The sequence below is a fragment of the Bacillus sp. RC251 genome, from assembly GCF_044908765.1.
GTDB lineage: Bacteria > Bacillota > Bacilli > Bacillales > Bacillaceae_G > Bacillus_A > Bacillus_A wiedmannii.
The window spans coordinates 153,841-167,224 of record NZ_JBIYDP010000009.1 but is presented as its reverse complement, the minus strand read 5'-3'; the positions used below and the strand labels follow the sequence as shown (position 1 = coordinate 167,224).

9 protein-coding genes are annotated in these 13,384 nt (G+C 34.4%); all 9 read left to right on the top strand.

Annotation, left to right across the window (positions count from 1 at the left end):
• The first annotated feature begins 1,477 nt into the window (after positions 1–1,477).
• The 9 genes from ABH961_RS22710 (at position 1,478) to ABH961_RS22670 (ending at position 13,288) form a co-directional block, all read left to right on the top strand.
• The gene (locus ABH961_RS22710) at positions 1,478–3,187 is read left to right on the top strand and encodes a hypothetical protein (RefSeq protein WP_404520085.1); all 1,710 of its coding nucleotides are present in this window, start codon (positions 1,478–1,480) and stop codon (positions 3,185–3,187) included.
• Positions 3,188–4,189: 1,002 nt separating this feature from the next.
• A complete protein-coding gene (locus ABH961_RS22705) occupies positions 4,190–5,296 on the top strand; it encodes a conjugal transfer protein (RefSeq protein WP_404520083.1) in 1,107 nt (368 codons plus the stop codon).
• Positions 5,297–5,298: 2 nt separating this feature from the next.
• Complete coding sequence (locus ABH961_RS22700; protein ID WP_000421394.1) at positions 5,299–5,589, top strand: hypothetical protein; 291 nt, start codon at positions 5,299–5,301, stop codon at positions 5,587–5,589.
• Positions 5,590–5,628: 39 nt separating this feature from the next.
• Positions 5,629–6,033, top strand: coding sequence for a TcpE family conjugal transfer membrane protein (locus ABH961_RS22695; protein ID WP_000192353.1), 405 nt, complete (start codon positions 5,629–5,631; stop codon positions 6,031–6,033).
• A 59-nt stretch (positions 6,034–6,092) separates the two neighbouring features.
• Positions 6,093–8,633, top strand: a complete 2,541-nt coding sequence (locus ABH961_RS22690) for an ATP-binding protein (protein WP_404520081.1) — start codon at positions 6,093–6,095, stop codon at positions 8,631–8,633.
• Position 8,634: 1 nt separating this feature from the next.
• Positions 8,635–9,117, top strand: a complete 483-nt coding sequence (locus ABH961_RS22685) for a hypothetical protein (protein WP_404520080.1) — start codon at positions 8,635–8,637, stop codon at positions 9,115–9,117.
• A 30-nt stretch (positions 9,118–9,147) separates the two neighbouring features.
• Positions 9,148–11,442 (top strand): CD3337/EF1877 family mobilome membrane protein, encoded by a 2,295-nt coding sequence (locus tag ABH961_RS22680; protein WP_404520079.1) that lies wholly within the window; start codon positions 9,148–9,150, stop codon positions 11,440–11,442.
• A 27-nt stretch (positions 11,443–11,469) separates the two neighbouring features.
• Positions 11,470–12,681, top strand: a complete 1,212-nt coding sequence (locus ABH961_RS22675; RefSeq protein WP_404520078.1) for a bifunctional lytic transglycosylase/C40 family peptidase — start codon at positions 11,470–11,472, stop codon at positions 12,679–12,681.
• Positions 12,682–12,691: 10 nt separating this feature from the next.
• The gene (locus tag ABH961_RS22670) at positions 12,692–13,288 is read left to right on the top strand and encodes a hypothetical protein (protein ID WP_404520076.1); all 597 of its coding nucleotides are present in this window, start codon (positions 12,692–12,694) and stop codon (positions 13,286–13,288) included.
• Positions 13,289–13,384 lie beyond the last annotated feature (96 nt).

Here is a 13,384-nt window from a genome sequence, read left to right as displayed (position 1 = left end):
AGCCTTATCATGGCTATAAACTCTTACTTGAAACCACATAGCCTTATCATGGCTATAAACTCTTACTTGAAACCACATAGCCTTATCATGGCTATAAACTCTTACTTGAAACCACATAGCCTTATCATGGCTATTACTTCTTATTTGAAACTACATAGCCTTATCATGGCTATAAACTCTTACTTGAAACCACATAGCCTTATCATGGCTATTACTTCTTATTTGAAACTACATAGCCTTATCATGGCTATAAACTCTTACTTGAAACCACATAGCCTTATCATGGCTATTACTTCTTATTTGAAACTGCATAGCTTTATCATGGCTATAGACTCTTATTTGAAACTATATAGCCTTATCATGGCTATTACTTCTTATTTGAAACTATATAGCCTTATCATGGCTATTACTTCTTATTTGAAACTGCATAGCTTTATCATGGCTATTACTTCTATTTGGAACTACATAGCCTTATCATGGCTATAAACTCTTATTTGAAACTGCATAGCTTTATCATGGCTATAGGCTCTTATTTGAAACTATATAGCCTTATCATGGCTATTACTTCTATTTGGAACTACATAGCCTTATCATGGCTATAAACTCTTATTTGAAACTGCATAGCTTTATCATGGCTATAAGCTCTTATTTGAAACTATATAGCCTTATCGTGGCTATTACTGCTCACTTTTAATAATGAATAGCTATATTGTGGTTACAATTTCGTAATTTATGAAACGTTATAGCTATATGATGGCTACAACTTTAAAAAAATGAAACGAGAATATCCTGAAAATCATTCGACTAAAAAAATTTTTATTCTATGTAATTTAGTAATAAACGTTGATATAAAGCCATTTCATTTAATATGAAAGAAAACACGCTAAAATCATTATAGCTATATGATGGCTACAACTTTCACTTTAAAACTTCAAACAAATCTATATATACCAAGGGTTACAGCAGTTTTCATTAAAATATAACTTGTTTTAAAAACATGAAACGTTATAGCTATATGATGGCAGTAAACATGAAACGAACTGAAACGTTTATAGCGGTATGATGGCTACAACTTTCACTTTAAAACCTACAACAACCTATATGTACCAAGGGTTACAGCAATTTTCAATAAAATATTACTTGTTTTAAAAACATGAAACGTTATAGCTATATGATGGCTACATCGTTCAAACAAAATTGGATGAAAACCCTATAAAATCAATGGTTTCGGAGGATTTCTCCCACTACATACTACGTTTCATATTCAAAAAACTTCATAGCCCTATGGTGGCAACAAACTTTTTTTCATGAAACGTCAAACCCCTTGTCGCACAAGGGATAGAGGCACGTTTCATTTTTTTGTTTTTTCTCTTAAAGGGACAGATTTCACCAGTATTCGATTTGATATAATCAAAAATGATAATTTGTATCTAATTGTGGGGAAAACTGCAACTTAATATATAAGGAGGTGAAAAAGATGGCAAAACCTTTCGTTATAAAGAACAAACGTAGTTTGAATGGTGAAACAACAACACCGGTAATTGTAACAATTAAATCATGGCAAAAGTTAGTAGAAGCTTTAGAAGGTAAATATTACAGTTTTAAAGATACTTATTTAGAAGACATTGTGAATTCAATGTCTTATGAAGAACGAATTGCAGATGAAGAGGGATTTGTTGCTAAAGCAAAGCCATCTTTTTCACTGAAAATGAAAAAGATTGTAGATAAAGTAAGTGAATTTGATAAACACGAAGGCAGAAAACATAAGCTATATGGAATTACAAATGCTGATTTAGAAGTATTTCTATTTCTTCATAAAAAATGTAATACATATGGTGAGCTTTCACATGTATCGATTCATATGCTTTGGGAAGATTATAAAAATTATAAAGAAGCATTTGCACATATTCACCACTCACAATTTTATGTGGCTTTGAAGAAATTAAGCTTCCATAACATCATTACAATTGAAAATGAGTACAGTGGTAAATATAAAATCATCTTAAATGATTTTATGAATAAGGAAACAAATAAAGCAAATGCCTATACATTTATTAGCCCGATCGTATTTACCAAAGAATTCTTTGAGTTATCCATTGCAGCTAAGAAACTATTCATGGATGTAGCAATGCAGCAGAAACGCGAAACTACCCTGAAACGTTCTTTATTCAAAGTTGACGAACAAGGAAACTCAACACACTTTGGTGGAATGTATCGTTACTTACATAAGAAATACCCGCATCAGATTCGTGCTGTACTTGAGGAACTAGAAACAAAGCTATCTGCTACCGGATCTCCTTTATTTAAAATTTGCAAGTTAGAAAAAGGGAAGAAGAATAAAAAGCAATACACAACATTGCATTTATCTGTACATCCTGATTTCTTATGCGCGAAAGAAGAAGGAGCAGAATACCGTGATCCATTTACACCACGAGATACATATAAGCGTAAAGCTAAATTTATAGAAAACTTGTTAGTTGAAATGAATATTGCTGAATTTGCCAAGGATATGAACCAATTCATTAATGTTTTAAAACACTCTTGTCACCGTCAAATTCGCCAAGTAGTTCGTGGTTTACGAGAAATGATTGATCAACAAGAAGGATATCCGAAAAAGCTTGTTTATACGCTAAGTAAATTATTAAAGCAATCTTCTCAATATCGTGTATTAGACACAGCTGCTAAAACTGGAATTTATCCTTTAATTACACACAATATACCTAAACATGATCAAGAAGAGGCCATTTTTAAATTTGGTACTCATTTTGCTATATACTCTTTACGCAATGTTCAAAAGCTATTCCGTAAAGCGCATGACCTGCTTCATGCGAAATATGCTGTACCTGTAACCGTAGATGCTTACCATCGTAACTACATGCAGTATCAAGAGGAATCACTATTTAGAAAATATGCTTATGAGCAAGGAGTAAATATTAACGCATATACAGCATTAGAAATTGAAGTTCGCGAACTCTTAAAGTCTAGTGGCCATAAAGGAAATCAAATCCCTAGCGATATTCGTGAACTGTTCATTGAAAAAATTGATAAATTGCCGAAGGAAAAGATTCGTGTAATTGAGGTCCCTGAAGACTTTAATTTAATTCAGTTTCTACAGTCCTTAGAAGCATATTACCGTTCAACAAGTGAAGTACCACATACGGTTGATCAGCTGCTTCCAGCAATGTAATGATACAGCTCTCTATTTTTGAAAAATAACAAAAGTGGAGGGCTATTCGTGTTGGAAATAACATGTAGAGTGTATTACTTCAAGCAAAATAGAGAGTCAGTTTTCAATTTTAATGATCACAACTCTCTATTTTTTATGCAATTACATACAGTGCATGTGAAACAAAATAAGATATTCACAATTTCTAAGTTATTTATTCTGAATCATCAATCTTATTGCGTCATTTTATCTACAAAAAAGCAGAAATATTTTTTAGTATTCTGTTGATATCTTAATAATTTTGACCTGATGTGTATAATATAAACCCTTAAGTACTGTTCTTATCATGTTCTATCTCTAAATCTACTTAAAATCAGAAAAATTTCTGTTAGTTATGTTTAAAAAGTGGATTCTGTTCCTAACTTTGACCTATTTGTTAATAAATTGTGTGTAGTTTTTAAGAAATGTGGAAAGCTTGTTCATAAATCAGCAAAATTTGCATTTATTATTTATTCATTCACTCGCATCAAATTAACGATGATTATATGTAGTTTTTATATACCTACTTTACGATATTTTGTAGTTTTTAATCATCATCCAGCTCATTAAGTACATTCCCAGTATTTACTTTTTATGATTTTTTACGGCTAGAGTAATGATGAACCCTTAGCACAGCAGTGTTTTAAGACGATTTTTTCTCTGTATAAAAGTTTTATCTTTTTTCTTTATATATATTAAAGATATATATTATATTAGGTTTTTATATTGTGTAATACTTACTATAGAGAATAGATCCTGTGTAAAACCAATTTCATTTCTTAATGGAATTGGTTTTTTATGTACTTTAATAAACATTATATTTAGTTTTAATCATTCTAAAAAAATTTTGATATAAAACATAATTTTTTTTTATTTCTCTTAGATTTCCGAAAAAAGTAAATCATACTTAAAGTAGATAGTTGATTAGTGGAAATTACAATGAAATTTGTAATCTCCTAACCATTTAAAAAGAGAGGTGAAGACATGGTAAAAAAGAAATCCCAGAAAAACTCCGAAAAAAAGAAATTTACATTCTTTAAACAAGCAAAGAATAAAACAACTGAAATATTAGATATGCAACAAGAAAACTCAGAGGCACTTAAAGAAAAGAAGAAACGTAAAACAAGGGAGAAAGTTCCAGCGATAACAGGAAGAAAAGTAGGAAAGGTTACATTTTGGTTTGTAATGGGATTTGTGGTTGTAGGAAGCTCCCTTTCATTTATCCAACTTGCCGGTCCTCCTAGAGCAGTAGCTGTTCAGGAAAAGAAAGAGGACCCCGTAAAAATTAAAATGTCAGAAGCAGAATTAATTGCATATGCGAATAGTTTTGCCACTAATTATTTTAATTGGAAAGTTGATATGAATGTAGCTGAAGAACGAAAAAAACGATTAGAGAAATTTCTAGTTGAAGGATCCGATGAGCAAGGTGGATTAAATAGAGATACTTTAAAAAACGCTTCTAGTACTTTAGTTAAATCGGAAGCAGTAGAGGTCCGACAAAAAGGAAATGAAGCAGAAGTTACATTGAAAATCATTCAGAAACTAGAACCTGTAAATAATCCTGCTCCTGGAACGATACAAGCTCCAGACACACCAAAAGAACCAAAAGAAGTTATAAGGTACTTCTCTATACCAATTTTAATGGAGAAAGGGAAGATGGTAGTCCCTAACAATCCTACAATCGTTCATGGAGAGAGAGAAAAGGCATCTTATAAAGTAGCCACTTTCAAATCAGAAGGACGAGAAATTAATACAGATGCAGAAATAAAAAAAGTAGAACAATTTTTACAATCTGTATTTAAAGTGTATACAGAAGGAACACCAGAAGAAATTGCTTACTACTTTGAAAAAAGTAATATAACAAATGGACTAAAAGGTATTATGACACTTAGCAAATTAGAAAACCTACGAATTTATGAAGATAAGGATAAAGGATACAGAGTCTTAGTTGATGCTAAGTTAAAAGACAATGATAGCAGCTTAGAGTACACATACACATATGATTTAAATCTTGTAAATAAAGATAACAAGTTTTCAATTAGCTCTATGAAGAAATTTGAAAACACATTAGAGAAAGTGGAGGGTAAATAATTATGGAGCTTTTGGGATTAGATATGGTTGCTCAGCAATTACCTGCTATTACGGATGCAGCGGTCTTAGGCAACATTAATTTTGGAGTGAATGCAAAAAACTGGTTAGTAGCTCAGTTAGGTCCCATTTTTTTAGTTGTAGCAATCATCGGTGTAATAGTTTTACTTGTAAAAAGACAAATGGCTGGTCTAATTGGTTGGTTAGTACTTTGTGCGATTGTATCTGTGTTTGTATTTACTCCAGATGTATTCAAAGATCTTGGAACAAAATTATATAATTTATTATTTAAATAATCATTAGTAAAAAATAGAAATTTTAAGGAGTTGGTATAAGTGACTCAGAAACCGACTCGCAAGGAAGTAAGGACTTACAACTCTATATGGGATATCCCTAAGAGTTTATATGGGATAAGGGATATAACACTCCCTTTCCCTGTACCTTACAGACAGCTGGGGATTTTTGTTGGAACACTATTAATAATAATATTCTTAGAACAGATTTTACCATTAGGAAACAACGTCTTTTTTAAATATCTAATATTACCTGGTGGTATAGCGTACTTCTTTGGAAATGTAGAATTGGATGGAAAAAGTCCACACAAATTTATATATCGATTCTTTGTATTTACATTTGAAAAAAAGAAGTTGAGTCGTTATAAAGATACAACTGGCAATATTGGAAGCTATCAATATAAGACAGTAGTTCGATTTAAGGATGATTCAATTAAGAAAAAGTAATTAATTAATCTATACGGAAGAATTAGTTTAGTCTCATATTCTTCTCTAAGGAGGCACAAATGAATCAGGTTGAATTTCCAGTCAAATACTTTGATGAAAATTTGATTTTTAACCAAGACGGTTCTTGCTGGGCGTATTATGAGGCATACGGGATTCCTTATGAATTTAAAGGAGACGATGATAAAAATACGTTGTTTATGCGCCAACTCGGATTATTTTGGAATTATGAAGAAGAAAAACACCTCTTAATGATACCTGTTTATCAGAATTTTAAAGAGAAAGCCGATGAGTTTAAAGAAACAATCAGTGGAGAATTAAAAGAGCTGGCAATCGATCATACTGATGACGTTGTCCATGAGTTAGAAAGAAAATTTGGTAAAAACGCTGTAGAGTATCGTTACTTTATTGGTGTGAAATTAAAAGTACGTCACGTACAAGAGGGACTTAAGGAAATGCTTTACACTGCATTTCATACGTTTAAAAACACTGCAGAGCAGTTTGGATTGCTTGGTGATACCAAAATACTAAAAACTGATTTGGCGATGTTTAAACGAGAAGCTAGCGCATTTAGAAACAAAATAAGAAAACATTTAGCCGTAAGAAGTTTAGAAACAAATGAAACACAATGGATTGTATTACGCAACTTCTATCGTACATTGGAAGCACCTGTTACAGCAGGATGGACGCCACCGGTAGTTGATGACGATTCTGCAATCTTTCCGAATCAAGAGAGTTTACTACGTTTAACGGAATCAGAAGTAGAGGTTAAAGGAAGACATATAGAAATGAACCAAATTGGTTCTGATGGATTAGATTATCCAGCATATATGAGTTTCTTATCAGCATCGAAGATTCCATATACAATGGAGTTTCCAGACCAAGAGTGGATGTATATGATTCAAAATATCGATTTTCCAATTGAACTGAGTGTACGCACAGAAAATATTAACCATCGTAAAGCTCTATCTAAACTAAATAAAAAGAAAAAAGATTTAGAAGATCAAGAGGCACATGCAAGGGAAAATTCACAAACTGTTGGACTAAATGTGTATGAGGGTGTTCAAGAAGCTACTGAATTACAAGCCCTTATACAAAAGACGCGTATGCCATTAGTTAAGACATCGGTATCTTTCTGTATATGTGCTGAAGATTTGGATACAATGCGTCGAAATACCAATTCACTTATTTCTATTTATAGAGAGATGATGATTGAACTAGTAAGACCATATGGAGACCAGTTCTTGCTGTTTAATGAATTTATCCCTGGTGCTAAAAGATATGTAAATGATTATATACACTTTATGGAGCCTGGAGTTCTGGCGGCCGGTATGTTTGGTGCAACACAAGATTTAGGTGATAATATCGGATTTTATATAGGTACAACTGGTATTTTAAACAAAGCAGTTTATATGACACCTTCTCTCGCAGCGACAAATACCGTTGCAAATCAAAAAACGAGCGCACTTTCAGTTGCAGTAACAGGAAGTACTGGTTCTGGTAAATCATTTGGAACGAACTTAATTGTTTACCTAGCGGTGCTAGGAGGAGCTCAAACACTGATAGTCGATCCGAAAGGTGAGAGGGGAAACTGGACAGGAGATTTACACGGATTAGAAGGTAAGGTAAACGTAATTACACTGGGGACTGATAGGCGAGATGAAGGAAAATTAGACCCATTTATCATTCATAAACATAGCCGAAAAGATGCAATTGAGTTAGCTATGACAATTCTTACTTTCATTACAGGTATTAAACCTGATAACTCGGAGAAATTCCCGCGCTTGGCTTCAGCTGTAGAATTCGTAGCAGGAATGGAAGAGCCGTGCTTAACAGCTGTGTCTCAATACCTTGAAGATAGTGAGGATAAAGTGGATCAACAATTAGCTGCTCATATTCAAGCATTTGAGAATTTATCATTTGCACACTTAATCTTTGGTGATGGAACAAATAGAGATATTGAACTTGATACAGCAGTAAATATCATACAAATTCAACATCTTGACATGCCAGATATTCAAAAAGATCCGAAAGATTATACCTTACAAGAAAATTTATCAGTTAGTATGCTGATGTCTCTATCTTCCTTTGCAAGAAAATTCTTTCAAAAGGACCCTACTAAATTCAAAATTGTTCTATTAGATGAAGCATGGGCAATCATGGGAACTTCTCAAGGGCGAGAGTTAGCTCGTAAGCTAGTTCGTGAAGGTCGTGCCCTAAACTCTGCAGTATACTTTGCTACTCAAAGTGCAAGTGACCTTGGAGATGAGACATTTAAGAATAATATCGGTATGAAGTTCTCATTCCGTAATACCGACAGTAAAGAAATTTCTTCAATCTTAGATTTCTTTGGATTACCTGATAATGAAGAAAATCATGCGATTATTACTAATTTAGAAACAGGACAATGTTTATTCCAAGATATCCAAGGAAGAACAGGTGTTGTCACAATGGATGTAGTGTTTAAGGATTTATACGATGCATTCGATACAAGACCAAATGCAAGAAAGAATTATAGAAAATCAAATGAAGATGAAAAGCAGGAAGGTAATGCAACCTTTGTCGAAGAAGGGGGAGAAAAAATAAATGTAGGAGTGAGTTAACATGGTAAAAACTAAAATAAAAAAATTAATGCTATCTAGCCTATGTGCTGGCGCTCTAATTTTGAGCGCAGCATGTGGAAATAGCGAAACAAATGTAGGAGAAGAAAAAGATAAACAGGGGCACACTCCTAGAGAAATGATGTTGGACTTTGTAAAGGCCGACTTACAACATGATTATAAAACAATACGTAAATTAGTTGTCGATGGGGAGAAAAATAAAATATTAGACCCTAATAAAGGACCTCAAAATAATTTATCTTACAAAGATTATACTGTAAAAGAATATGTGGTAGATAAGGACACAATTATGTATAACTTTATTTCAAAGAAGCCTCCTAAGAATATCGATAAAGCGGTGAAATGGGTAAGAGTAGTTCGTACAGAAGATGGGTTCAAAGTTCGAAGTTATACCGGCCCTGAACGAAATGAAATTGATGAATTAGAAAATACTAAACCGACTAATGAGTTTAGTTCAAAAGATTAATAGGTTTCCCTAAAGGGGGAGTAGCATGTAATGAAAAAGTTTATTACCTTATTGTTATTAATGTGTACTTTGCTTTTAGTATTTAATTTACTTTTTAAAACTACACCAGTCTATGCAGAGGAAGAACCCAGACCCTCCCTTATTGACGACATTATTCCTAAAAGTAAAGAAAAATTGAAATTTGAGGAATATCCACCAAGTAGTTATGGCATCGATGTTTATACTCCAGAAGGTGGATTTGGAGAATCTCTTAAATTTTGGAAATGGAAAGATAATATTAAAGAACAAATTGTAGCAACTATTTTTATATTGATTAGTATTGCATGGACAGTAAACCTTGCAATTAGTAGTTTAGTCACAAGTTTGGTAGGCCAATCAATGAGTTTAAATATAGTTGCTGATATTGGAGATAAGTTGGGTGAGGTAATATCTAAAGCAGCAGGGTTCAATGGTTCTTGGGGTAATGGAATATATAGTGAACTAATTGGACTCATGCTAGCTTTATTAGCTTGCTGGGTTATCTGGGTAGGCTTTGTACAACGACGCCAGTCAGAGATGCTAGGTGGATTGTTAAAAGCATTAGGTATTTTAGTTTTTACTCTAGGTTTTTTTGCGAATTCAAGTTATATCATCAAAGGATTAAACAATTTTTCAGAGCAAGTAAATAAAACTGTTCTTGATACAACTCAAAGTATTAGTGGAGCAAATGAAGGACATTCAAGCGGTGTCAATTCCATTACTGATTTAACACACACTCTATTAATAAAGCAACCTTATACATTATTACAATTTGGTACAACAGATATGAAGAAAATCGGAGATGAAAGAATAAAGAAAATGTTAACAACGACAGATCCTGATGAAAGAAAAGCTCTTTTAAAGGATGAAGTTGAGGTTCAGAAAAACCAAACAATCTCGTTAGATGCTACTTTTGAGCGAGGGGCACTCGTATTACTACTAGGTGTTATCAATGCTCCTTTATGGATTGTATTGGGATTATGCAGTATGGCGATGTTATTTTATCAATTAATGTTTATCATCGTAGCGCTAATGTCACCTGTAATGTTATTGATGGCTTTAGTACCTGCGTGGACTGGTACAGCTAAGAAATTTTTATCTGAATTGTTCCGAACGCTGCTTATGAAAGTTGCAATTGGTTTCCTGGTAACTTTAATGTTCTGGGTATCGTCAATTTTGTTCAGTGCTACTGATAAGTATGGATACTTAGTTGTAGCTATACTACAAATACTTTCATTCTTGGGTGTGTGGTTATACCGTAAAACAATTTTCGATGCTATTACTACAGTACCAGCAAGTGCAGGAGCAGCACGCGCATCAGATGCTATGAGTAATATTAGGCAAAAATATCGTGATGTTCGACGTGGATCTAAGACAGTTGGAAGAGGTGTAGCAGTAGCTGGCGCCGCGGGTCTTGCAAGTGCTGCGGTGGCAGGAAAAGTGGGTAAATCAGGCTACAGTAAGTTTAAACAGTTGAAAGAAAACTATGCAGATAGAAAAGAAAAGGTAGCAGATGGTAAACGCAAGGGAAAAGAACAAATGCAAGCAGAAAAAGAAAAAAATATAAATCAAATGAAAAAAGAAGAAAATTTAGGTGTTCGCGATAGAAAAGGTAATCAAGAGCAAGAACGGGTTAAGGAAGAAGTAGCCGCGACTAAAGAGAATCCAGAATTAGCAGTACGAGGGAATCATGAAGGTAATGACACTGAAATGCAACAGGCAGAACTAAAAGGTAAAGAAGAGGATGTAAAAGCGGATGTTAAACCAGTAGCGCAATCAAATGAGGAATTAAATAATAAAGAAGAAGATGTAAAAGCTCAAGTTAGACCAGTAGCAAGTCAAAATAATGGTGGACTTGAGAATAAGCAAGAAGATGTAAAAGCAGCAGCAACAATTAAAACACCAACTGGTCAAACACAACCGATCACACCACCACAGTCAGTCACACCATCATCGCCGGCAAATCCGGTGGAGAGTAAACCGATCACACCACCACAGTCAGTCACACCATCATCGCCGGCAAATCCGGTGGAGAGTAAACCGATCACACCACCACAGGCGGGGACGACACCATCACAACCGAACCCGATTGAGAGTAAACCAGTCACTACTTCACAAGTAAGCACACCGCAAAAACAAGTAGAGGTAAAACCGGTAAATCCACAACCAACTAAAAATGTCCCTAAAGAAAATAATCAACAACAGGTAAAAGAAGGGGCAGCAATTAAAAAAGTTGAAAAGAAAGCACAAACACAACAAGAAGCTTTAAAAAATGTAAAAGCGAAAGAAACAATAAAACCAAAATAATTCAGCTTGTGAGGGAGGGTTTATACATTGAGTGCGGAACCAAATCGCGACTTTGAAAATGAACATCATCCTGAAGCTGAACTAGGGAATGCTAAGCCTGCCTTGAAAAAGGCAGGCCATTCTTTAGGGAAGGCGGCTGGTAAAGGTACAAAAGTAGCGGGTAAAGCAGTTGCACTAGTAGGGAAGAAAGTAGCAGTTAAAGTAGCTCAAAAGGCAGCTACGGTTGCTGTTGCAAAACCATTATTAATAATAGCCGGTGTGATTCTGGCTGCTGTTGCGGGTTTAGGTATAGTGATATTTTTATTAACTGCTACAATGGGTGAGGATGAAGTCAGTCCTGGGGGAATTGATGGCCCTTTTACACCAGGTACTGCAAGTGTTAGTCCTGAAGTAATGAGATGGGAGCCGTTAGTAAGGAAATATGCAGCTCAACACGGCATAGAAGCGATGACCCCATTAATATTAGCTCTTATTCAGCAAGAAAGTTCTGGAACCCAGTTGGATGTGATGCAGAGTTCCGAATCACAAGGGTATGGTCCTGGATATTTTACAGATCCTGAGGAAAGTATTAAATATGGTTTAATACATTTCGCCGATTGTCATAAAAAATCTAATGGTGATCAAAATATTACATTACAGTGTTATAACTATGGAACTGGTTATGCAAACTATGCACTTTCCAATGGTGGATATTCTCACGATAATGCAAGAGCGTTTTCTGCAGAACAGACAGCGAAAACTGGTTATAAATGTGCTTCGTGGCGAAGTGCTGAAGCAGTAGCTAATAATTGGTGCTATGGTGATCCAGACTATGTCCCGCATGTACTAAAATATTATCAAGGTGGTAGTGGTGGTGGACCAGTAGCCGGCGGAGATGAATTATTTAAAAAAGTAATGGATGAAGCCATTAAATATCAGGGGTGGCCTTACGTTTGGGGAGGAAGAACACCGCAATCATCATTTGATTGTAGTGGACTCATTCAGTGGGTATATGGGCAAGCAGGTATTAATTTAGTTGGTACTGCAGAAACACAATTTAAAATGACACAGCGAACCAATGATCCACAACCAGGGGATTTAATATTTTTCCAAGGTACGTATAAACCAGGCATTTCACATATTGGAATTTATGTTGGTAACAATCGTATGTTCCATGCAGGAGATCCAATAGGTTATGCAGATTTAAATACACCGTATTGGCAACAGCATTTTGCAGGTTATGGTAGGGTGGCAAGATAGGAGGGGTGAAATGAAAAAAACAATAATTTTATTAATCGTATTGCTTATAGGTAGCATAGGATTAAATTTTAAAATAAACGCAGATAATGCCCAAATCAAAGATGAAAAGGAAAAGTTGTCTAAGAAAATACTAAAAATAGAATCACGATATAAGGATACTGAGAAGGAATTACTAGCTTTAAAGAGTAATAATCAACAACAGGTAAAGGAAGCAGCTGAGAGGTTTTTGAAGGCATTCCGAACATATGATACTGGCAAAGGAGAATCATATCTTACAAATGTTGAAGCATATATAACTCCAAATGCGAAGAAGGAATTGACGCCTCCTGGTGCACCAAACCCACCTGCTTCAAGTACTGCAGAAGAAAAAGATAAGAAAAAGTTAGCTTTTAAATCAGAGTACATTGATGGCGAATTGTACTATGCTTTCATCGATACCACCAAAGCAAACGTACTTGCTAAAGTTAAAAGTAAAATGATTATCAATGGTGTATCATCAGAAAACATGTCATTAATGCAAATCAATTTAATTTATGATGGAAATAAGAAATTATGGCTCGTTGACAAGGTTATCCCGTTAGCAGATTTACGAGACCAGATGCCATAAGCTAAAAATTTAATAATAAAAGAGCCTTTTCTATTATTCTTGAATAGAGAGGGCTCTTTTGCTTTTAGTAGTAATTTTAGATACGTAAGGGGTCTC